This is a genomic window from Rhodococcus opacus B4 (genome assembly GCF_000010805.1).
Lineage (GTDB): Bacteria > Actinomycetota > Actinomycetes > Mycobacteriales > Mycobacteriaceae > Rhodococcus_F > Rhodococcus_F opacus_C.
The window spans coordinates 2,652,886-2,673,882 of the sequence record NC_012522.1; the positions used below are offsets into that span (position 1 = coordinate 2,652,886).

Annotated in this window: 21 protein-coding genes; 7 read left to right on the top strand and 14 right to left on the bottom strand. The window is 64.7% G+C overall.

The window, feature by feature from the left end; all coding sequences use genetic code 11:
- Positions 1–10: 10 nt before the first annotated feature.
- Positions 11–754, top strand: coding sequence for a histidine phosphatase family protein (locus ROP_RS12270; RefSeq protein WP_012689670.1), 744 nt, complete (start codon positions 11–13; stop codon positions 752–754).
- 79 nt (positions 755–833) lie between these two features.
- Here ROP_RS12270 and ROP_RS12275 read toward each other — a convergent pair whose 3' ends face one another.
- Positions 834–1,913: a porin PorA family protein gene (locus tag ROP_RS12275; protein WP_043826476.1), complete on the bottom strand. Its 1,080-nt coding sequence runs from the start codon at positions 1,911–1,913 to the stop codon at positions 834–836.
- A gap of 316 nt (positions 1,914–2,229) precedes the next feature.
- Between ROP_RS12275 and ROP_RS12280 the strand changes: the two genes are divergently transcribed.
- A complete protein-coding gene (locus ROP_RS12280; protein ID WP_231868891.1) occupies positions 2,230–3,228 on the top strand; it encodes a Vgb family protein in 999 nt (332 codons plus the stop codon).
- 138 nt (positions 3,229–3,366) lie between these two features.
- Here the strand turns inward: ROP_RS12280 and ROP_RS45240 are convergent, their stop codons facing one another.
- Genes ROP_RS45240 through ROP_RS12285 form a run of 3 tightly spaced genes read right to left on the bottom strand, consistent with a single transcriptional unit; the run spans position 3,367 to position 4,863 of the window.
- Positions 3,367–3,723 (bottom strand): SIS domain-containing protein, encoded by a 357-nt coding sequence (locus tag ROP_RS45240; protein WP_012689673.1) that lies wholly within the window; start codon positions 3,721–3,723, stop codon positions 3,367–3,369.
- Positions 3,696–4,241 carry a MurR/RpiR family transcriptional regulator gene (locus ROP_RS45245; protein WP_148222455.1) on the bottom strand — a complete coding sequence of 182 codons (546 nt, stop codon included), beginning with the start codon at positions 4,239–4,241 and terminating at the stop codon, positions 3,696–3,698. Before ROP_RS45245 ends, ROP_RS45240 begins: the two co-directional genes overlap by 28 nt.
- On the bottom strand, positions 4,123–4,863 hold the full coding sequence (locus tag ROP_RS12285) for an SDR family NAD(P)-dependent oxidoreductase (protein WP_148222456.1): 741 nt from the start codon (positions 4,861–4,863) through the stop codon (positions 4,123–4,125). Before ROP_RS12285 ends, ROP_RS45245 begins: the two co-directional genes overlap by 119 nt.
- 303 nt (positions 4,864–5,166) lie before the next feature.
- On the opposite strand from ROP_RS12285, the gene ROP_RS12290 reads away from it, so the two are divergent.
- From ROP_RS12290 to ROP_RS12305, 4 genes are read left to right on the top strand one after another with little or no spacing between them, the layout of a single operon-like run.
- The gene (locus ROP_RS12290; protein ID WP_231868892.1) at positions 5,167–5,634 is read left to right on the top strand and encodes a nuclear transport factor 2 family protein; all 468 of its coding nucleotides are present in this window, start codon (positions 5,167–5,169) and stop codon (positions 5,632–5,634) included.
- A gap of 34 nt (positions 5,635–5,668) precedes the next feature.
- Entirely contained in the window at positions 5,669–6,940 is a 1,272-nt protein-coding gene (locus ROP_RS12295) for a hypothetical protein (protein ID WP_231868893.1), read from the top strand.
- Positions 6,940–8,013 carry a phosphotransferase gene (locus tag ROP_RS12300; protein WP_043824650.1) on the top strand — a complete coding sequence of 358 codons (1,074 nt, stop codon included), beginning with the start codon at positions 6,940–6,942 and terminating at the stop codon, positions 8,011–8,013. Before ROP_RS12295 ends, ROP_RS12300 begins: the two co-directional genes overlap by 1 nt.
- Positions 8,010–8,474 (top strand): hypothetical protein, encoded by a 465-nt coding sequence (locus tag ROP_RS12305; protein WP_012689679.1) that lies wholly within the window; start codon positions 8,010–8,012, stop codon positions 8,472–8,474. The genes ROP_RS12300 and ROP_RS12305 overlap by 4 nt, the downstream gene beginning before the upstream one ends.
- Before the next feature lie 9 nt (positions 8,475–8,483).
- Here the strand turns inward: ROP_RS12305 and ROP_RS12310 are convergent, their stop codons facing one another.
- The 9 genes from ROP_RS12310 to ROP_RS12350 all read right to left on the bottom strand — a co-directional run bounded on the left by ROP_RS12310 (position 8,484) and on the right by ROP_RS12350 (position 18,092).
- Positions 8,484–9,245: a tyrosine-protein phosphatase gene (locus ROP_RS12310; RefSeq protein ID WP_012689680.1), complete on the bottom strand. Its 762-nt coding sequence runs from the start codon at positions 9,243–9,245 to the stop codon at positions 8,484–8,486.
- Between the two features lie 31 nt (positions 9,246–9,276).
- Positions 9,277–10,041 carry an enoyl-CoA hydratase/isomerase family protein gene (locus ROP_RS12315; RefSeq protein WP_012689681.1) on the bottom strand — a complete coding sequence of 255 codons (765 nt, stop codon included), beginning with the start codon at positions 10,039–10,041 and terminating at the stop codon, positions 9,277–9,279.
- Positions 10,034–11,191 (bottom strand): acyl-CoA dehydrogenase family protein, encoded by a 1,158-nt coding sequence (locus ROP_RS12320; RefSeq protein WP_012689682.1) that lies wholly within the window; start codon positions 11,189–11,191, stop codon positions 10,034–10,036. The genes ROP_RS12315 and ROP_RS12320 overlap by 8 nt, the downstream gene beginning before the upstream one ends.
- Positions 11,184–12,368 (bottom strand): FAS1-like dehydratase domain-containing protein, encoded by a 1,185-nt coding sequence (locus ROP_RS12325; RefSeq protein WP_167315957.1) that lies wholly within the window; start codon positions 12,366–12,368, stop codon positions 11,184–11,186. Before ROP_RS12325 ends, ROP_RS12320 begins: the two co-directional genes overlap by 8 nt.
- A 44-nt stretch (positions 12,369–12,412) precedes the next feature.
- A complete protein-coding gene (locus ROP_RS12330) occupies positions 12,413–13,330 on the bottom strand; it encodes an SDR family oxidoreductase (RefSeq protein WP_012689684.1) in 918 nt (305 codons plus the stop codon).
- A gap of 73 nt (positions 13,331–13,403) precedes the next feature.
- A complete protein-coding gene (locus tag ROP_RS12335) occupies positions 13,404–14,672 on the bottom strand; it encodes an acyl-CoA dehydrogenase family protein (RefSeq protein ID WP_050785200.1) in 1,269 nt (422 codons plus the stop codon).
- Between the two features lie 5 nt (positions 14,673–14,677).
- Complete coding sequence (locus ROP_RS12340) at positions 14,678–15,673, bottom strand: alpha-ketoacid dehydrogenase subunit beta (protein WP_012689686.1); 996 nt, start codon at positions 15,671–15,673, stop codon at positions 14,678–14,680.
- Positions 15,670–16,701 (bottom strand): thiamine pyrophosphate-dependent dehydrogenase E1 component subunit alpha, encoded by a 1,032-nt coding sequence (locus ROP_RS12345; RefSeq protein WP_063721444.1) that lies wholly within the window; start codon positions 16,699–16,701, stop codon positions 15,670–15,672. Before ROP_RS12345 ends, ROP_RS12340 begins: the two co-directional genes overlap by 4 nt.
- A gap of 29 nt (positions 16,702–16,730) precedes the next feature.
- Positions 16,731–18,092 (bottom strand): aromatic ring-hydroxylating oxygenase subunit alpha, encoded by a 1,362-nt coding sequence (locus tag ROP_RS12350; RefSeq protein WP_050785201.1) that lies wholly within the window; start codon positions 18,090–18,092, stop codon positions 16,731–16,733.
- Between the two features lie 515 nt (positions 18,093–18,607).
- Between ROP_RS12350 and ROP_RS12355 the strand changes: the two genes are divergently transcribed.
- Positions 18,608–19,162, top strand: a complete 555-nt coding sequence (locus tag ROP_RS12355; protein WP_012689690.1) for a MarR family winged helix-turn-helix transcriptional regulator — start codon at positions 18,608–18,610, stop codon at positions 19,160–19,162.
- A gap of 90 nt (positions 19,163–19,252) precedes the next feature.
- On the opposite strand, the gene ROP_RS12360 is transcribed toward ROP_RS12355, so the two are convergent.
- Positions 19,253–20,800: an AMP-binding protein gene (locus ROP_RS12360; RefSeq protein WP_012689691.1), complete on the bottom strand. Its 1,548-nt coding sequence runs from the start codon at positions 20,798–20,800 to the stop codon at positions 19,253–19,255.
- Positions 20,801–20,997: the final 197 nt, after the last annotated feature.

The window sequence follows — 20,997 nt, forward strand, 5'->3', positions numbered from 1 at the left end:
AAGGACCACCATGAATCGGCGATGTTCCATCCTTGCCACCGCAAGTACCACCGTCGCCACCGTCGTTTCCTTGACGGCGTGCGCCGGGACCACGACCGCATCCGGGCCGAGCTCGGCACCACCAACTCGAAGTGACGCAGAGCCGATCACCATCACCCTGATGCGCCACGCCGAATCCGCGGGCAACGCGTCCGGGCTCATCGACACGTCCACACCCGGCCCGAACATCACGGACAAGGGCCGGCACGAGGCGCGCGCTGCGGCCGACAGGTTCGCCGGCCACGACTTCGACGGCGTGTACGCCTCCACGATGGTTCGCACGCAGGAAACGGCCGAATTCATGGCCCGCGCTGTGGACGAGCCGGTCGAGGTGCTGCCTGGTCTACGGGAAATCGAAGCCGGACAGTACGAAGGTCAACCGGAGGCCACTGCGCAGAGCACCTACCTGGCGGCGCCCACCAGCTGGCTCCAGGGGCAGCGTGACGCGCGAATCCCCGGCTCCATCGACGGCAACGAATTCGACCAGCGCTTCGACGATGCCGTCGAGCAGATATCCGACAGCGGAGACACGCACCCCATCGCGTTCGCACACGGTGGCTCGATCATGATCTGGACACTCATGAACGTCGACAACCCCGACGTGAGCCTGCTGAAAACCAACCCCCTCCGCAACACCGGATATGTCGTCATCACCGGTCGCCCGGACACCGGATGGACCCTGGTCGATTGGAACGGCACCCCGATCCCACACTGACAAACCGATTGGAAGACACCTGAACGGGGTGGGCTCGCACTGCACTCGTGCGAGCCCATCCCGTTCCGTTCGTCGAGTATCAGACGTGCGCCGCTTCGGCCTTCCGCTCCGGTGTGACCGAGACGGGTTTGCGCCAGCGCACCGCTGCGATCGCGACGAAGAGCAGCCCCACGACGACCAACCCGAGCGGCACCCACACACCCGCGACGGACAGCAGCATGCCGTTCTTCGACAGGTCCCCTGCCAGGCCGGTGATTTCGCTCGGCGCGGTGTGCAGCTTGACGGTCGAGAGCGGAAGCACGGGCACATTCTCACCGTTCACCGGAACGGTGACGTACATACTCTGCGTCTGGTCGACGTTCAGAGGTGCGCCGAATTGCTTGTCCACCGCCAGTTTTGCCACGTTGACGCTTCCGAACCCCAGGTCCAGAACGTCGGGGAGCGTCGCGAGATCGGCCTGCAGAGTCGCTCGCGAAGCCTCGGGGACGATGCCCGCCTGCAGGAGGCCCGCGACGACAGCCTTGGGAAGCTGCGACGGGAAGTCCTTGAACTGCGCCAGCACCGTCGGGCTCTCGATGGGACCGGAGGCGTTGACCTCGTAGTTGTTCACCTCTCGCCCCTCGAGGGTTCCCGAATCGACGTACGTCGCTGCCTGCCCGGACCGGGTCACTGCGTCGTACAGCAGATTGCCGTCCTCGGAGGGTCCCATCGGGAAGCTGAACGCAATGCCCTCGTGATCCTCGAACGTGGCCTTGTCCGCGGCGGGTATCAGCGTCTGCTTCTGCTCATCGGTAAGCTGCACGGGTGCGAAGTCCACGCGACTGACTGCGTATCTGTGCACGTCCTTCTGCGTTGATCCATCCGGCAGAGTGATTGCGGTATTGCTGGTGACGATCGCCGTGTCGCCATCGGTTGCGTCGACGGTCAGTGACCGGTCGGCCGTGATCGGCATTTCCGGCGTGATGAGGTTCGCAAGGTCGTTCGCCGCAAACGCCTGAGGGTTCAGCGCACTCATCGTTCCCTCGTACTTCTGGCCCTGACTCAGGTCGGCGGGAAGCTTCGTCAGTGACGGCAAAGCAACGAATCTGATCACGCCGGCCGCTACGATCAGCGCTAGTCCGACCACCAACAGCACTATCGATGACCTGCGAATTGACATGCAGAACTCCTCATTGTGGGTGTGATGAGCGATCGAGACCGCGCCGCCGGCACCTGAGTGGAATCCGACTGCGGGCGGGTCATGTTCGGCGCGGATGCGCTGCATCGTCAGCCGCCGATCGACAAGCGTCCAATGTGACGCCAGTCACCACCATAGTCGCTACATCGACTATTTGTAAGTAGACTTCGACGCCGCACTCACCTGTACCTCATCACCATGAAGGGGATCGACAGTGTCATCACGCCACAACCTGTATTCGAGGACCCGCGCCTCGATCGCCGTCCTCGCTGCCACCGCAACTGCATGGACCCTCTCGATGACTGTTTCTGCCGCAGATCCATTGGGCGGATTCGCCGAGTACCCCGATCCACTGCATGCGCCGTGCGAAGGGATCTACCACGCCCCGAGCGACCAGATCTACGTCGAGGAAATCGTCAATCCAGGATCGAACGGAAACATCGGAAGTCTCGGCGTCCTCGATCCCGTGACCGGAGAGATCGCGCGCTATCCACTTCCCGTTCCGGGAACGACCGCCGGCGGGGCGGCGTTCGGGCCGGACGGAAAGCTCTGGTTCACGTATTTCGGCGCTTCCAGTGGTGTCGCGTTCCTCGATCCCGACACCAGGCTGTTCAATGCATTCCCCACCCCGAGCCCGAACTCGACTCCGACGGACATCTGGCCTGGGCCGGATAATGCCATGTACTTCACCGAATCGATCGCCCAGAATTTGGGACGAATCGACCTGACGACACACCAGATCACCGAGGTGCCGATTCCAGGCGGGGGCCTGAACGTTCCCACCACGATCATCATGCCGGGTGCCGGCGCCAAGATGATGTTCTCCGCAGCCCTTGCCAACAGGATCGTCGAGTACGACACCGCGACCGGCGAGTTTACGCACCATGACGTGCCGACGCCCGGCGCGGTACCGCAGGGACTGACGCTCGGCGCCGACGGCGCGATCTGGTTCAGTGAGACGCTGGGCGCGAAGATCGGCCGGATCGATCCCATATCCGGCGACATCACCGAATACCCGATCGCAACGCCGGAGGTGCCCGTTCCCTCGATGGGCCCGCTCGTTCTGGGGTCGGACGGCAACCTGTGGTCCGCGAACGGCGGCTTCACCGGAGGAAGCACGATCGGACGCTTCGACACCACAACTCACCACATCGACTATTTCCCTCTTCCCCGGCCGGGCTCCGGACCGTGTGATATCGATTCGGTCGCTGCAGCGACCGGAAAACTCGTCATCGGCCAGACGACAGGCGGCGCCATTGCGGTCGCCGAGATCGAGGAGCTGAACGCAATCAAGTAGGCAGTCCACCGGAGAAGGGTCGCCGGGGCGTGGTGTTTTCTCCACCCTCGTCCCGGCGGCTGATTCGCTACCCGTTCGACGATGCTGCGATCATCGAGGAGGATGCGATCTGCAGACTCATCAGCGTTGCAAGCACACTCACCGTTTCGCCGGCGGGGACCACAATCTCGCCGGCGGGACCACAATCCCGATATCGGACGTTTCGATCAGGGTTGACTCCGCACGACCGGACGCCCCCACGACCGACGCCGTTCCTGTGGCGCGAGCGGCCTGCACTGCTTCGAGGGTGATCGGATTCTGTCCACTACAGCTCACGGCGAGGACTACGTTCGGGCGCTGAAGTCGACCCGCCATCACGTTCTGAACGAGTGCATCTGCCGGCGCCTGCGCCCGCCGACCCGCCTCCAGGAATAGTGCAGCGGATGCGGCCGCCAAGGTCGCTGATCGTCCGTTTCCGAGGACGAGAACTACGTCGGCTCCGGCGAGCAGTCGCACCCCCCGTCGACTGCAACCGGATCCAACGCATCGAGCGTTTCCCGGAGTCCTTCCGACAAGTCGGCAAACGTGGAGCGTAAGGCGTCGGCAGCAGATGCCGGATCACACTGACGGCGTGGCGAGAATTCGCGTGCCGAAGCGCCGAGTTCTTCCAGAAGCGCTCCACGGAGATGCCGGAAACCGGCGTAGCCGAGACGTCGGCAGGCGCGAACGACCGTCGCGGACGACGCGCGTGACTGAGCGGCGAGATCGGCCACCGAGCCCCACGCGACGTCCCTCGGCCGCTCCAGACAGACCTCGGCTACTCGCCTCTCGCTTTGCGTCAAACTTGGTACCGCGGCCCGGATCGCCATCGATGCGGGGCCGGACACTGCGGTCCATGGTGTAGGTGAGTGTTCGTCAGCCACGCTGCGCGGCTTGGAGGAATCGCACCGTCGCTTCCGAGAGACCGCCGTCGACGTACAGCACCTGCCCCGTGACGTAGCGGGCGTCGTTCGAACCGAAGAACGACACGACATCCGCGATGTCTTCGGGCGCGGCCCTGCGGCCCAGCGGGACCAGCGAGTTGAACCGCTCCTCCCGGGCGGGATCAGCCATCGCGGCGGCCGTCCCTTCGGTGGCCACTCCGCCGGGAGCGACCGCGTTGAACCGCACACCGGTCTGCGCGAATTCCACGGCACAGAGTTTCGTCAGTGACACGACTGCCGCCTTCGAGGGTGAGTACGCCCCGGTCCCCGGTGTCGGCACCTTCGCCGCCATCGAGGCGATGTTGACTACCGATCCGCCAGAGGCTGTCAGCTGCGGCAGCAGTTGCTGGGTGAGCAGCAACGGCGCAACGACGTTGACGTCCATCACGCGGCGGAACTGCGTGACGTCGACATCGGCCAACGACGCCGCCGGGAAGATTCCGGCATTGTTCACCAGTATGTCGAGGTCGTCCACGGATTGCGAGAGTTCGCGTACCGCATCCACGTCCGAGACATCGCAGGCCACCGCCCGGCCGCCGACTTCCTCTGCCACCGCTTTCGCCTTCTCCGCATCCAGATCGACGGCGACGACGGAGAATCCGTCCTTCGCCAGCCGTCGCGCGATCGCACGTCCGATGCCTTGTCCCGCACCCGTGACCAACGCTGTACTCACTCGCCACACCTCTCCACAGAAAATATTCGGATCGCCGGGACATTCGTCCGCGACAACAGTCTATTATTAGATAATGAACTACGCGACTATCGCGCTTCCGTCAGTCTGACACTCCCCACTCCCCGAGGCAATGGCTGCGGGGGACACGGCCGACGGTTCACAGCATCGATGGGCGTCGGCAGGCCCTACCTACACGAGCGAGGCAACCAGATGATCACCCCGTTGAGCCCCGTAGCCGCCAAGACCTGGCAACTCCTCGCAGATCGTGCCGCAGCAGAGCGGGACCCTCGACTGCGCGCGAACATGGAGGTCGTCGCACGACACGTCGAGGCAGAAGTGCGCGGCGACATTCCCGCCTTGATGGCGACTCTCGTCCCGGAACCGCGATATCAGGTATGGGGCGCCTCTACGAGTGTGGGACCGCAGGGATACGACGAAGTGGCGGAATTCTATCGGGCCGCCATCCGGATCGGCAAGAATCGACTCGAGTTCGAGATCGGACGCGTCGTGGTGGACCATGACGCCGTCGTCACCGAAGGCGTTTTCCGCCATGCCTATTCCGGCGCCGTGCTGACCACCCGTGGTTACGGCGGCCTGCAGGACGACTCGTCGGCATGGTTCCTGGTGGAGTACCAGGCGCTGATCGTCTGGCCGATCAGCCCGGATGGCCTCATCATGGGGGAGGACATGTATGCCGGTGAAGCTCCTCGCATCGTGAGGCGACTGGACGCCGGCGAGCTCGACCATCTCGGACCGGTCGACCGCATGTGAGCCTCGCCGATCACCGAGCCCCCGACTCCCCATGGTGACCGAGTTCACACTAAGGTACGATAGTCGGACATTAGATCTTTGGATGAACAAGTTCGTGACGATAGCCGAACGGCGCATCCGCCTGAAAGGAATCTCCATGCTGAGTCCGTACGACGAACTTCCCGTCCATCAAACTTCCTACCCCCTGTCGGTGGTGACGAACACCGACCCCGGGTTCGACGACGGCTACTTCTTCAGTGTCTTCTCCGCGGACCACCGGATCGTTTGCTTCCAGGGTCTGCGCATCAACCCCAACACCGACATCGTCGGTGGGTACGTCGGCTTCAGTCGCGACGGCATCCAGAGGACCGTCCGGTTCAGCCGGACCTGGCGTGAACTGTGCGACACCGTCGTAGGCCCCTATCGCATCCAGGTCGTCGAGCCGTATCGCGACATCCGTCTGACACTCGATGACAATCCCTCGGGTCTCCGATTCGAGCTGAACTGGATGGGCTCCTCCCCGGCATACGAAGAAGCGCACCATCTTGCAACGAATCGTGGTCGTCCGACCACCGACCAGACGAGGTACTCCCAGGCCGGAACAGCGCTCGGCTGGATCGAGATCGATGGTGAACGCATCGATGTAGAGCCCACCCAGTGGTACGGCAGCCGAGATCACTCGTGGGGGCTCTACCACGAACGGCCGCCGCTCGCACCGAATCCACGATTCCTACCCCCGCGAGCAGCGGAGGGGGTGCCTCGCGCCCTGCGATTCTGGACGCTGTTCGGTGCCGGTGAACTGTCGGGGTTCTACGCCATCCATGAATCACCCGACGGCAAACAGGTGCCGATGAACGACACGTTCGGTACGCCCTTCGAGGGCAGGCTGCACCTGGGATGGGACACGGAAACCATCGACCTGGTGGGCGGGTCGCACGAGCTCGAACTCGTGCCGGGTACGCGCTTGCTGCGCGCGGCGACCGTCACCCTTCTCGATGCCGACGGGGGAAAATGGGTGCAGCACGTCGAACCGGTCGCTCCGCCGTGGGTCACCGCCACCATCGGTTATCAGGCCGGGAGTTGGAAGGATGGCGGTTCGATGCGGACCTACCACGGACCGGGTGTGAGCGTCGAATGGGACGAGTTCGATTTCGCCGAGCAACCGTTCGACCACACGATGTATGACGGCACGGTTCACCGCAATCTGCACGGCAAGGAGTATCTCTCCCGGGTCACCACCCTGGCGCCCGATGGCCGACGCTGGGATGGTGCCGGCCATACCGAGCTGTTCCTCGACGGCCCCTTCGCTCCCTACGGTCTGCAGTGATGGCGGAACTCGGAGACGTCGCGTTCGTCGAGCGGTGGTTCCGCGAGCGGCTCGGCGACATCGACCCAGAGGCTACCGACGTTCGGATCGCCGCAGCCGAGCGTCTCTCGCGAGGAGTGTCGCGGGAGACGTGGTCGGTGACCGCGACCGTCCTGGTCCACGGAACCTGGGCGCCGCAGCAGTTCGTCGTCCGCCGTGACCACGCCAGCGGGAGCATCATTCCGACCTCGCTGCAGACCGAGTACGACGTCTATCGGTTCCTGCGCGACTCCGCGATTCCCACCTCGAAGGCGCTGTGGTTCGAGGACAACCACGACTGGTGCCCGGACTCTCGGCCGGCATACGTGCGCACCCATGTCGCCGGTGACTGGAAGCTTCCCTTCATCAGCAGCACCGATGAAGCGCACGACGAGATGCGCATCGCGGCCTCGAAGGAACACCTCGACAAGCTCGCACTGGTGCACACCGCGGACTGGAAAAGTCTGGGATTCGCTGACATCTTCGCAGTGCCGGATTCCCCGGCGGACTGCGCCGCGAATCTGGTTCGCGCAAATGTGGCACAGCTCGAACGGTTTCAGTTCGAACCGAATCCCATACTCAGCGAGGGCGTGTCGCGCCTGCTGCAGTCGGCTCCCCGGGACTGCCCGCAGATCACTCTGTGCAAGGGGACCAACGGACACGGCGAGGAGGTCTGGTCCGGTGGGCGCATCGTGGCGATGTCCGACTGGGAACTCGCCGCACTCGGTGATCCGGCCTACGACTTCGCACAGATTCAGGAAATGATTCCCGAGATCGAGCGTGGCGGGCGGCGCCTCTGGGGCCTTCCCGAAGCGCTGTCCTACTACTACGACCGCACCGGCATCGAGGTCACGGTCGAGCGGATCGACTTCTACCGAGCGCTCTATGGACTGCTGCAATTCCTGTACACCCATCATGCGGCGGCGCAGGTGCGCGATCAGGACCATCCACCGTTGCGGTTCGTGTGGAACGCCGCCGAAATCGGATTCCACAGCGAAGTACGCCTGGCAGGCCTCTTCGGCGCCGCACCCGGAAAAGTGAGGTCCTCACAATGATCTATCCCACGACAGATGTCGTTCTCACGTCGATCATCGATGCAGTCGAGACCGACATCGCTCCCCACGTCCAGGACGACCACGCAGCGAGTTTGTGTAAGACCGTCGCGCAGATGCTGCGCTCGGTCCGGGCACGCACGACCGACGAAATCTCGGCGCTGCATGCCGGCAACGATGAATTACGCGGCGTCCTCACGGCGGCCCTCCACCGCGCGGACCACCCAGCCGAGGTCCGCACATCCATCGCGGCGGCGATAGACGATGCACCGGCGCCGCGATACCCCGACCTGGCAGACCTCCACCGTGACGCTGTTAGCCTCCGTGCTGCGCTGGTCTCGATCATCGACGCGACACCTGATGAATCGCACCCGAGCCGGCAAGCCGCGCGTGAGTACATGCGTCACCAGCTCGAGCGCGAACAACGCTGGCAGCAGGACGCCTTCACCGGCCCTCGGCGATAGACGCCGAGGTCAGCCGCCCACCGTCAGTAACCGGCGGAGGCGGCCGACCTCGGCGCGCCGGTCGATCGAATCGACGTAGCGCTCGAAGGATCCGTACTCGCGCCGGAAGGCATCGAGGAACCCGAGCATCACCTCCGGCGGGGTGTACACCATCGAGGCCTCATCGTTGACGATCAGCGCCATCGCCACCGGATCGTGTTCGCGCATCCATGCGAGGCTGCGCGCCATACCGGCCGCACTGAGCGCGTAGTCCTCGGCGATCTGATGGTCGGGAACGCCGAGGATCCCCAGCAGGACCGCGACGACGATCGCTGTCCGGTCCCGCCCGGACGTGCAGTGCACGACAGCGGGCAGTGCACCGGCGCCGGCGAGCACGGTCAGTGCTGCCGCAATCGTCTGCCGGCCCTCCCCGAGCATCTGGTGGTAGGCGTCGATCAACGGCGCGGGCGTGCACCACCCCTGTGACTGGGACTTCGTCGGCAGCGACTCCCACGCCACGAGCGGCAGAGCATGCAGCTCCGGTGATCGCTCGTACCACGCGCACAGTCCGTGTTGCTCGACCTCCTTGGACGTCCTCAGGTCGATGACGGTCCGCAGTCCGATGTCGGCAAGGACTCGCTGATCGCGGCGGTCGAGCCGGCCGAGTGCATCCGACCTGAACAGCACGCGCTCGCGGATCGAGGTCTCCGAACCGGCAGGAAGTCCACCGAGGTCCCGAAAGTTGAAGCATCCATTCAGCTGAATTGCCCTGGGGCTTGTCGCACCCGACATCGTCGCTACGGCTCCTGGTTCTGGTCCGGGATCACGGATTCCGGAAATTAGGGATTTGTTTCTTCATCCGCGCGCGGCCGGCGATTCGCGCCTCCTGGCCTTTGAAGCTGACCGACTGGCCGAGCGCCTCCCGGTCGATCGCCTGGTGGAAAGAAGACTCCGTGGACACGTTGACGAGGCTCTTCATCATCGCCAACGCGGACGTCGGCCCGTCCGCCAGAGTCTGAGCCCACTCCTCGACGAACCGGTCGAGTTCGCCGGAGGGAACCGCGCGATTGGCGATCCCCATCTCCGCGGCCTCTTTGCCCGTCAGCTGCCGGCCGAAGAACAGGATCTCCTTCGTCTTCGCCACACCGATGAGTCGAGGGAGGGACCAGGATGCACCACCGTCGACTGAAATTCCCAAGTTGGCGAACGTCTCTCCGAAAACGGCATCCTCGGCAGCGACTACGAGGTCGCAGCACAGCGCGAAGTTGCATCCGAATCCGACGGCGGGTCCCTCGACCTTCGCGATGGTCGGCCGCGGGAGGTCGTGGAGAAGAGTGCACAACTGGCCCACTCGGCGCATGAATGTCAGCTCGTCCGGTTCCAACGGGGCGCCGAGATCCATGCCCGAGCAGAATGCGCCGCCGGCCCCGGTGATCACGACGGCACGGTCGTCGGGAGTGCGGGCGATCTCCTCCAATGCGGCGATCGCCCCCTCCACGAGTTCACCGGTCAGCGCGTTCTTGCGGTGCGGCCGGTTGAGCGTGACCGTCACGACACCCTCCGAGCGGGTGGTCAGGACCTCAGACACGCCTTTCCCCCAACCCGGACAGCTGCGCTACCCGTTCGCGGTGCTCGCTGGCGGTTCCGAGGTACAGTTCGCCGAATTTCGCTCGGCGGTAGTACAGGTGCGCGTCGTGCTCCCAGGTGAACCCGATCCCGCCGAAAACGTGCAGCGTTTCCTCGGCGATGTGCATGAAGGCATCGGCGCACACCGATTTGGAAACGCTCGCGGCGATCGCCAACGCGGTCGCAGTCCCCGGATCGGGGTTACGCAGCCACTTCTCCGCCGCCGCCACGGCGGCGTCAGCGGCCGACCGCGCCATTTCCAGTTCGAGCAGCACGTCCACGAGGGTGTGCTTGATGGCTTGGAAGCTGCCGATCTTGCGGTCGAATTGCACCCTCTGCTTCACGTAGGCGACAGCCTCGTCGAGGCACTGTTGCCCGGCGCCGACCAACTCGGCCGAGAGCAGCGTGACGGCCAGATCGAGGCCACTGGCCACGGCCGCCGACGCGGCCTCTCCGGTCGCCAGCAGCGTTGCCGGGGTATTCGCGAATTCGACGGTACCGAGAGCACGCACGAGGTCGAGTGAGTCGAGCATTCGCCTCTGGAGTCCCGCCGCGCCGGCTTCCACGGCAAACAGTCCCGTGCCGTGGGGAGTGGACGCGGTGACGAGCACGATGTCTGCGGCGGCGGCATCGACGACGAAGCCCTTCTTCCCCGTGACATGCCATCGTCCGTCGGTCTCGGTGGCAGCAGTCGACGTCGGAGGGAGAAACCAGCCGGTCTCGGTCTCGTGGAACGCCGCCGTCGCGACGACCGCGCCCTCCGCGATCTTCTGCAGCAGTCGCCCCGCCTCGGGTGCGTCACCGCACCCCAGGAGTATCGCCGAGGCCAGGCCCACCGTGGAGAAGAGCGGTACCGGCGACAGTGCGCGTCCGGTTTCTTCGAACACTGCGGCCGCGTCGGCCACCTGTGCGCCGGCGCCCCCGAGGTCCTCGGCGACGAGCAGTCCGGCGACGCCGACCTCCTCTGCGAGTGTCCGCCACAAGCTCAGGTCGCAGTCGTCACCGGTGTCGACCGTCGACTCCAGCCACGCTCGAACGTCACCATGCCGTGTGATGACGCTGCGAACCGCCGATCGCAGCTGGTCGCGCTCCTCGACCATGACGTCAGACATGGGAGCGGATGCTTTCGGCTGCGCGGGCCCGGATCGCCACGGGCGACTGCGGCGCCCCGCAGCTCGGCAGTGCCACCACGGCGGTTCCGGGCATCACGTTGTCGCCACGTTGGTTTCGCGCGTACGTTTCGAGTTCCACGACGTGCTCGCCGTCCTCGTCGACCCGCTTGCCGGTCACGGTCCCGCCGAGCTCGATGACGTCTCCGAGGTACACGAATCCCCGGTATTCCGCTGTCACGTGCTTGACCCAGGCGTTGTCCCCGCACCAGTGCGTCAACGCGAGGATCTGCCAGCACTGGCGCTGGAATCCGACGTCGTACTGGTAGGCGACGCCCATCGCGTTCGCCGCCGCCTGGTTGTAGTGCACCGAATAGATCGGCTCACGTGCCTTCGTTACCGGATCACGGAACGCCCAGGCGGGGTGGGCGGCGTAGTCGAGCGCGGCGGATGCGTTCGCCTTCAGCCGGGGAATGGGGGCGCCACCGCCGGCCACGAAGGCCACCTCGTCGGTCAGCCCGATCGGGCCCTTCGTCAGGGTCGAGGCTGCATCGCCGACGGCAACATCTTCCCACCACAGGGGATTCTCGCCGCGCGGCTTCTCTGCCAGGACCTTCCGCTCGACCTCCTCGATCTCCTCGACGGTCCACCGGTGCGGTACCTGAATATCCCGCTTATTGCTCTTACTCTTACTCTTTGCGGCACCACGCTCGTAGTTGACGACCTGCCAACGGATTTCGGCGACGTCCTGGCCCAACTGGTTCACGTAGGTGTTGGTGAACGTGTCGGTGACCATCTTGCCGGCGAAGTTGCTGGGCCGCGGACCGGTGAATCCGTCGTAGCGGCACCCGGAGCTGATCTTGTCGTTCCAATAGATCGGAGCGAGGAGATCCATCTGGGTTGCACAGTGGAAGGCACCGAGTCCGGGCCAGCCGAACTGGATTCCGGAGAAGCAGCCGATCGAGAACGAGGGCGGGGCGACGGGCCCGCCGTAGTCGGAACGCCTGCCGTGCTCGGCGTCGGTCCACAGCGGGTTGATGTCGCCGATTCCGCCCGCGAACTTGGCCACCGCAATTCGAGTGGCTTCCTCATTGTTGACCGAGTGATCGATCCGCAACTGGGCACCGATCTTCGACTCCATCGAGGCGATCATCGCGTCGTCGATGACCGCTTCGGGCATCCGAGCCTCCTCCGTTTCCGGTGCAGACTGGATGGCGCCGGCGGTCACTTCTTGCCTGCGTTCGGGTTCGCGGTCCACTTCTGGCCGGCCGGGATACCGGCGTCCTGGACTGCCTTCGCCAGGTCGGACACCGACCAGCGTCCCTCGGTCTGCAGCTTCCACTCGGGATCCTTCTCCCACGGCTTGATCCTCTGCACCCGGCTGCCGCCGACGAGGAAGACCTCTCCGCTGAGTTCGGATTCGGGTGAGGCCAGGAATACGACGAACGGAGACACGTTCGCCGGGTCCCACCGATCGAACTTGCCTTCGTCGGACGACAGGGCGTCGCCGAAGGCGCTGACGGTCAAGCGCGTACGTGCCTGCGGGAGAATGGCATTGACGCGCACGCCGTATCGTTCGAGTTCCTTCGCGCTGACCTGGGTCAGCGATGCGATCGCGGCCTTGGCTGCGGCGTAGTTCGCCTGGCCGGGGTTGCCGAAGACCCCGGATTCGCTCGAGGTGTTCACGACCGAAGCGTTGACCGGCCGCCCCGCCTTGCTCTCCTCGCGCCAGTATCGCGCCGCCGCTCGGGTGACCAGGAAGGTGCCCCGCATGTTGACGCGGACCACGAGGTCCCAATCCTCGTCCTCGATGTTGACGAGAACACGGTCGCGCAGAATTCCTGCGTTGTTGATGACGACGTCGAGGCGTCCGAACGTCTCGAGGGCGGTGTCGACGATGCGCTGGGCGCCGGCCGAATCCGCGACATCGTCACCGTTCGCCACGGCCTCGCCACCGTTCGCGCGGATCTCGGCTGCGACCTCCTCTGCGGGACTCGACGCAGCACCGGTACCGTCCTGACCACCACCGAGGTCGTTGACGACGACCTTGGCGCCCTCCGCTGCCAGCAGCAGTGCGTGTTCACGGCCGATTCCCCGGCCTGCGCCCGTCACGATCGCGACGGCGTTGTCCAAGCTTCCCATGTGAAACTCCTACTCGAATGCGTGTGAATGGCTGCAGTCACCCAGGAGGCGGACCACAGCGTCGATCGGGCTGTCAGCCCTTGGTCGATGCGCTCGGAGCCGGGGTAACCGGTTCCTTCGGCAACCCCAGGACTCGCTCGGAAATGATGTTGCGCTGGATCTCGTCGGTCCCGCCACCGAGCCGGAATCCAGGTACACCGAGCACGAACTCGGACCAGGAGTAGGTACCCCACTCCCCGGTGTCCGCGAGCAACTTGGGACCCAGCGTCTGACTCACCAGGTGTGAAAGGGCGGCCAGGTTTCGCGTCAGCGCCAACTTCGACAGCGACATCTCCGGTCCGGGGAGGTGGCCTGCTTTGGCAGCTGCCTCGGCGCGCGCTCTCATCGCCTTCGCCGCGGCAACGCCCGCATACACCTTGGCATATTCCTGGCGAATCGCCGGATCGAACTGCGCGTCCAATTGGACGAGCATGCCCGCCAGCCGATTCATGTCGAACAGACCGCTTCCGCCGCCCGCCGATCCTCCGATGGCGCCACGTTCGTGCATGAGCGTCGCGAGAGCGACCTGCCAGCCTTCGTCGACTTCACCGAGCCGGAATTCGTCCTCGACGCGAACACCCTCGAGGAAGACCTCGTTGAAATCGGCGCCGCCGGTCATCTGCCGGAGGGGACGCACCTCGACGCCGGGTGCATGCATGTCGATCACGAATGCTGTGAGGTTCTTGTGGCGGGGAGAGGCAGACGTCCTGGCAAGAAGAAGTCCGACGTCGGAGTAGTGCGCGCCGGAGGTCCACACCTTCTGGCCGCTGATCACCCAGTGGTCCTCGACCCGGGTCGCCCTGGTCTTGACGGCGGCCAGGTCCGAACCGGCGGCAGGTTCGCTGAAGAGCTGGCATCCCACGACGTCGCCGCGGTAGAGCGCCTTCAGCCATCGCTTCTTCGCGGTGTCGGATCCGAACTGGTCGAGGGTCGGCCCCACCATTCCGAGACTGACCCCGAGCGGCGAACGGGAGGGGGTCTCGTAGTTTCGCTCGATCTGAAGGTAGGCCTTCTCGTACTTCGACGGCAGTCCGCGACCACCCCATTCGCGGGGCCCCCGGATCCATCCGAAGCCGGCGTCGAAGACCGTCCTCCGCCAATCACATGCGACCTTCGCGTCCTCCGAGGTTGCACCGCGGAAGAGACTGAAGGTGTCGTCGCCCTCCCCCCACGATTCCGCGGTTCGCGGTCGCCGCGGCTCCGCGGTGCGGTCGAGAAACTCCTTCGCCGCCGCACGGAACTCGTCGAGGGTGGGGATCGTGGTGTCGGCGTCCGCGGTGCCGTTCGGCTCGATCGTCTGCATCGCGCTCACATCAATTCCTCGACGCTGCTCACGATCTTGGCCACCGTCGGGTAGCCGGAGAGCGCGGACGAGAAGGGTACGGGAGAGTAGTCGCTACCCACCCGTTGCACCGGCGCGATCAGTTCGTTGAAGAGTTCCTCGTGGATGCGGGAGCTGATTTCGGCACCCGGCCCACAGAACTGGGTGGCCTCGTGGACGATGACCGCACGTCGTGTCCGTTCCACCGAAGAAAGAACGGTGTCGAAGTCGAGGGGGACGAGGGTACGCAGGTCGATCACCTCCGCCTCGATTCCCTTCGCGGCCAGTTCCTCCGCTGCCTGCTCGACGACGGGAACCTGGGGTCCGTAGGTAACGAGTGTCACGTCTCGCCCGGGACGCAGTACGTTCGCCTGTCCCAGAGGGATGCTGTAGTGCCCCGTCGGCACTTCTTCCTTCTTGCTGTAGGCAAGCGAGATGTGCTCGATGTACAGGCAGGGGTCCTCCGACTCGAGACACGCGGCGAGCAGGCCTTTCGCGTCTGCGGGCGACGACGGCATCACCACATTGATTCCGGGGGTGTGCATGAACCACGCCTCGAGAGACTGGGCGTGCTGAGCGCCGAATCGGCTGCTGCCCACGACGGTCCGGACGGTGATCGGCGTCGGGGTGGCGCCGCCGGTCATGTACCGGAACTTCGCGGCGTGGTTGACCACCTGGTCCATGCACACCGCGATGAAGTCGAAGAACATGATCTCGGCGACGGCGCGGTATCCGCCGAGTGCGAGTCCGACCGCGGTTCCCACGATCGCCTGCTCCGCGATAGGCGTCGAGCGCACCCGTTCGACGCCGTACTTCGTCGAGAGCCCTTTGCTTACTTTGAACACTCCGCCGGTGGGTTCGGCGATGTCCTCGCCGAGGAGAATGATCTTGTCGTCGGCGGCCATGGCCACGTCGAGGGCGGAGTTCATCGCCGCCGCGGACGTCATGACGGCGGTTTCCGTGCTGCGTTCGGTGGTAGTCACTTCACACTCCGTACCCAGGTGTCGTCGGCAAATACGTCGGTGAACAGCTCGTCCTCGTGGGGCAGCGGGCTGTTCTCCGCGAACTGGAAGGCGTCGAGGACGTAGGCTTCCGCTTCGCGGTCCAGTGCCTCGATGCGCTCGGCAGTGGTGAGCCCCCGGTCGATCAGCCAGGATCGGAAGGTCGGCGCAGGATCACGCTGCATGGCCGCCCCCAGTTCGTCACGGGGGACGTAGGAGAAGTCGGCCGTACCACTGTGACCTGTCAGTCGGTAGGTCACGCATTCGAGGAAGGTGGGGCCATCGTTGCGTCGGGCACGTTCCACTGCGGTCTCGATGGCGTGCATTGTCGCGAGTGCGTCGAAGCCGTCGACGCGCTCGGCGGGCATCGAATACGCCGATGCGCGTTTCGCCAGCTCGACGGACGGCGCGTACTCGGCGATCGGAGTGTGCTCGCCCCACTGGTTGTTCTGGCAGATGAAGACGATCGGGAGCTTCCACAGCGCGGCGAAGTTCATGGCCTCGTGGTAGGCGCCGATGGACGTGGCGGCGTCCCCGAATGTGACGACGGTGGCCGCGCCACCTCCGTCGAGCTGGTTCGCGAGGGCGAGACCTACCGCGATCGGCAGTCCGGAACCGACGATGCCCGTGGTTGCCATGAAGCCGACCGCCGTGTCGTGGAGGTGCATCGGCCCTCCCTTGCCCTTCGACGTGCCGTCGATGCGGCCGTACAGCTCGGCCATGATCGACCGCAACGTGACGCCCTTGGCGAGTGCGTCACCGAGATTTCGGTACGTCGAGACCAAGCGGTCCTGGGGAGTGAGCACCGCACCGAGCGCCGCGCACACCGCCTCCATTCCCCGCACGGGGTAGAAGGCGGCCTGGAGCCTGCCTGCCTTCGCCTCCTGCGTCGAACGGTTGTCGGCCAGGGTCGTGGTGACCATCAACCGATACATCTGTTCGAGCACATCGGTGTCCGGGATCGATCCGGCGTCTGTGGTCGTCGTGTGCGACAGCGTCTGTTCTGACATGTCGACCTCTCCGTCGTGTGTGATCACGCCTACCTCCCGATCCGCTTGCGGTACAGGTCGTAGAAGTGTCGGATCTTGGTTTCCTGATAAGCGCCGAACGTCACTCCCGGTTTGTTCTCCACGAGGGTGTGCAGGCCCTTCTGGACCCATCCGACGTTGTATTCGTCCTGGAAGAACACCCTCGCCAGCGTCCCCAACTCGTCTGCGTCGACGAAGGTCTCGTCCAACCCCATCCGGCGGACCTTGGCCGGCGCCGGACGCTCCCCCTGGAAGGGCGACAGGACCAGGCACTCCATGATGCAGGTCTCGGGGTCGTCACCATTGGGCTTGAAGCGGTAGCACGTCCGGTTGTATGCACCCCACGGGTGGAAGTTCGGGAACACCGTGTAGAAGAACGTATCGACGCATTCGGAATCCGACAGACTTTGCGCCTTGTCGCCGAGCATGTCACTCATGGCCTTGCGGGTGGCGTCGGCAATCACGGTGCGTGCGCGCACGTCATCGGGCAGGGTCTTGATCGGTGCGTCCTCGAGGCCGAGGCCCATCATCGAGTCGAAGATTTCCTGCTCCGTCGGTTGCACGGTGAGGTGCGGACTCGGCGTACCTCGGGGCGTGATCGCGCGACTGACGTTGTTCCAGTAATCGTATTGGGAGTTCGCATCGCCGATGCCCTGCAGCAGCTGCGGGTGGGTGGTGACGACGTGAAACGACTCCATGAAGGCTTCCTGTGCCACCTTCCAGTTGCACGGGAGAACCTTCTCGACGTGCGCCTGTGTGTAGCGATTCTCGAAATCCCAGCGCTCGAACTGCGCCGGTAGCTCACCGAGGTAGTCCAGGAGCGGTTCGGCGTCCGGATCCATGTTGATGAATACGAATCCGCCCCAGGTGTCGACCCGGACCTCGGGCAGCCCGAACTTCTCCGGTTCGATCTGCGGAAAGTCCCATTGCGCGGGGACGTGTGCGAGCTTGCCGTCCAGTGCCCAGCAAAAGCCGTGGAACTGGCAGCGGAGTTCGCGGACGGTGCCGGGCTCCTCGCGAAGCTGTCGTCCCCGATGAAGGCAGGCGTTGTAGTATCCCTTGATCTCACGGGGACCGGTGCGCACCAGGAGAATCGAGATGCCGGCAATATCGTAGATCTCGGTGTCTCCGACGTGGGGAATGAGCTCCTCACGGCAGGCGAACTGCCACGTCTTGCGCCAGATCTTCTCCTTCTCCAGTTCGTGAATCTCCGGTGAGAAGTAGAAGTACGCCGGAATGTCCGCGGTCCCCAGATCGTGCGGGGACTCCATCTTCAGGAAGTCGGGAACATGCTGGGTGTCCGCGGCGAGGAGGTCGTGGTAGCTCACGCCCGGCGAGCGATCTGTGCGGGTCCGCGGTTCGACATCGGTCATCGTCTTGTTCACACCTTTTCTGCAGGCGGGGTCGGGGTGGATGCATGGCTTCTCCCGAAACCAGAGGCGTGTCGGGAGACCACTGCCTTCTCATGTGTGCCGACCCATCGGCACATCTCCGGATCCGCGGTCCGGATCTCGCCCGAGATCCAGACGCCGTGGCGGTCGAAAATGCCTGTCTTACCGCCTTTGTCCACCTCGACTCGCGCGTCGGGAAGTGCGGAATAGACGTGACCGTTCAGCGGGTGCCGAAGTTTGAAAACCATAGTTACACCACCTTGCGGAAGATCAGCGGAAGGGGCCTGCAGTCCTGTGCGTGACTACGTACGCTCCGCAGATTACTCTAATAGTAGAACATTGACAAGACGAGTGTCTGCGGTAACGCCGGTGCATCCACGTCACGATTTTCCGCCGTCCGGCGCACCAGCTGTTAACCTAGATACTCTAAAAGTCGAATTTATCTGATCTGAGCATTAGTGCGCGGCCTGGACGGTTGCGAAGAACGGAGAACCACGGTGGCACAGAAAGTTGCGGGGAAGACTGCACGCAACGCCGAACTGACAGAAGCCGAGAAGCTCGATCCCATGCAGTGGATCAAGTTCTACTGGCAGCAGCAGGTCGACGACGACCCCTATCCGTTCCTGGCGATGAGTTCGGTCCTGCGTCTCCACCAGCTCATGACGTCAGTACTGGAACAGGAGCTGAAGAAGGGCTTCGAGATGAGCCTGACGGACTACCTCATGCTCAAGACTCTGCAGCTCAGCGACACCGGTACCCGCCTGCTCAGCCGGGTGGCCTGGCACCTCTTGGTTCATGCGACGACCGTGACGATCGCGACGGACCGCCTGGAGGCCCGCGGGCTCCTGACCAGGCAGGCACACCCCAACGACCGGCGCGCGACCCTTGTGACCATCACGAACGAGGGCCGCACACTGGTGGACGAGGCCACCGCCGCGCTGAGCAAGGCGGATTTCGGCCTTCCCGGTCTGACTTCGGACCAGGCGGAGGCACTGGTGGCGATCGTGGCTCCGATCCGGAAGGCCGCCGGCGACCTCGACCGCGCGCACTGACGCGCGCTGCTGCGGCATGGGAGCATCGGCCGACCTGCTCCGGCCGAGCTCTGGTGGCCCGACCGGAGCCGGCAGGCTCGACCCGGGGACTCAGCGCCCGGCGGGGGCGGATTCGTCGTCTCGGTCCCAGTACGGTGCACGCAGCGCGCGCTTGTTGATCTTTCCCACCGCGCTGCGGTGCAGCGTCTCGACGAACTCGACGGATCGAGGGCACTTGTAGTGGGACAGTCGCTCACGGCAGTAGTCGAGGATGTCGTTCTCGGTGACGGAGGGACCGCGGCGCACGACGAGCGCGAGGAGTTGCTCCCCCATCTGCTCGTCCGGGATACCGATGCACGCTACTTCGACGACCCCGGCGTGCGTTGCCAGCACTTGCTCGGATTCTGCGGGATAGATGTTCACCCCACCCGAGACCACCATGTCCGAGAAGCGGTCCGTGATGTAGACGTACCCGTCCGCATCCTGATAGCCGATCTCTCCCAGCGTGAACAGACCCGGCTCGAGGTGCGCGTCCGCATTCGATGCGTTGTGGTAGACGACCCCGCGGCCTGTGGCATCGCGAAAGTACAGCCGGCCGGTAACCCCTGCGGGCACCGGCTTTCCGTCGGCGTCGACGACCATCGCCTCGAACGGTGAAACGGGCCTTCCGACGGATCCCCGGTGCTCCAGCCATTCGCCGGCGCTGATACGGCACACGGTTCCGACCTCACTGGCACCGTAGCTTTCCCACACGACCGGACCCCACCAGTCGATGATCGCCGCCTTGACGTCGGTCGGGCATTTCGCCCCGACCTGCTGGACGAAACGCAGCGAATCCAGGTCGTACTTCGCCCGCACATCCTCCGGAAGCGCGAGAATTCGCTGGAAATGCGTCGGCACCATGATCGAGGAACCGATCCGGTCCCTCTCGATCGCCTCTAGCACGCTCTCCGGGTCGAATTTGGCCAGTACCGTCACCGGCACGCCGGCCAGGAACAGCCTGGTCCCGACCAAAGGGCCGCTGTGATAGAGCGGACCGACAACCAGGTGACGTCCCTGTTTGACCAGTGAGTTCTCGCGGAGACGGTCGAGGTGTTCGGCGATGTCGGCACCACCGGCGAATGCCGTCGGGGGCAGTTCGGTCCCTTTCGGCCGACCGGTCGTGCCCGAGGTGTACACGAGGGAGGGCAGGGGCGCCAGGTCGGTCCTCGGCTGGGCGTCCGACGCGGCGCCCAGCCAGTCGTCCCATCGATGGACGGCCGGGTCGGCCGATTCCCCGGCGTCGCCCCACACGACAATCGTCGATACTCCGGATGCCGCGGCCGCGGCACGACCACGATCGAGTGTGTTGGCGTCGACGAACGCAACAGAGGCGCCCGAGTCCTCGAAGATGTAGGCCGCTTCGTCGGCGGTCAGATGGAAATTGACCGGCACGGCGGAGGCGCCTGCGAGGGTAATTCCTCCGTACGCCAGAACCGCTTCGGTGGAGTTCCCGCCGAAGACCGCCACCCGCCGCAGTGCGCCGAGATCGAGTGCGTTCAGACCGTTCGCTATCCGCCGTAGAACCGCATCGGCCTCCTCCCACGTCACCTCGGTGTCGTCGCAGCGCAGAGCCGACTGTGCCCCACCATCCTCCGCATCGCGCGAAGCAAACGTCATCAGCGCACTCCTTTTGCCAAACCGTTGGGAACGGCGCCACGCCGGGAACAGACACCGGCGCGGGGCCCACACTTACTCTAATAAACAACTATCGAGGAAGCAACGTAGTAGGCTACGATCGAATCGCACCGAGTCCGAGTGCACACGACAGTCATCGACGTCACGGCTCGCGCATTTACCGCGTGAGAGGTCACCGA

What these genes read in the sequence shown, in the direction of transcription:
- ROP_RS12330 (WP_012689684.1), bottom strand. Translation starts at nt 13,330, where the DNA reads ATGGGAAGCTTGGACAACGCCGTCGCGATCGTGACGGGCGCAGGCCGG.
- ROP_RS12320 (WP_012689682.1), bottom strand. Translation starts at nt 11,191, where the DNA reads ATGTCTGACGTCATGGTCGAGGAGCGCGACCAGCTGCGATCGGCGGTT.
- ROP_RS45245 (WP_148222455.1), bottom strand. Translation starts at nt 4,241, where the DNA reads ATGTCGTGTCGTTCTTCGGTTCGAACGACGCCCGCTACGTCACGGGGC.
- ROP_RS12305 (WP_012689679.1), top strand. Translation starts at nt 8,010, where the DNA reads ATGATCTATCCCACGACAGATGTCGTTCTCACGTCGATCATCGATGCA.
- ROP_RS12335 (WP_050785200.1), bottom strand. Translation starts at nt 14,672, where the DNA reads ATGCAGACGATCGAGCCGAACGGCACCGCGGACGCCGACACCACGATC.
- ROP_RS12280 (WP_231868891.1), top strand. Translation starts at nt 2,230, where the DNA reads ATGACTGTTTCTGCCGCAGATCCATTGGGCGGATTCGCCGAGTACCCC.
- ROP_RS12300 (WP_043824650.1), top strand. Translation starts at nt 6,940, where the DNA reads ATGGCGGAACTCGGAGACGTCGCGTTCGTCGAGCGGTGGTTCCGCGAG.
- ROP_RS12270 (WP_012689670.1), top strand. Translation starts at nt 11, where the DNA reads ATGAATCGGCGATGTTCCATCCTTGCCACCGCAAGTACCACCGTCGCC.
- ROP_RS12325 (WP_167315957.1), bottom strand. Translation starts at nt 12,368, where the DNA reads ATGCCCGAAGCGGTCATCGACGACGCGATGATCGCCTCGATGGAGTCG.
- ROP_RS12345 (WP_063721444.1), bottom strand. Translation starts at nt 16,701, where the DNA reads ATGTCAGAACAGACGCTGTCGCACACGACGACCACAGACGCCGGATCG.
- ROP_RS12290 (WP_231868892.1), top strand. Translation starts at nt 5,167, where the DNA reads ATGGAGGTCGTCGCACGACACGTCGAGGCAGAAGTGCGCGGCGACATT.
- ROP_RS12360 (WP_012689691.1), bottom strand. Translation starts at nt 20,800, where the DNA reads ATGACGTTTGCTTCGCGCGATGCGGAGGATGGTGGGGCACAGTCGGCT.
- ROP_RS12310 (WP_012689680.1), bottom strand. Translation starts at nt 9,245, where the DNA reads ATGTCGGGTGCGACAAGCCCCAGGGCAATTCAGCTGAATGGATGCTTC.
- ROP_RS12350 (WP_050785201.1), bottom strand. Translation starts at nt 18,092, where the DNA reads ATGACCGATGTCGAACCGCGGACCCGCACAGATCGCTCGCCGGGCGTG.
- ROP_RS12275 (WP_043826476.1), bottom strand. Translation starts at nt 1,913, where the DNA reads ATGTCAATTCGCAGGTCATCGATAGTGCTGTTGGTGGTCGGACTAGCG.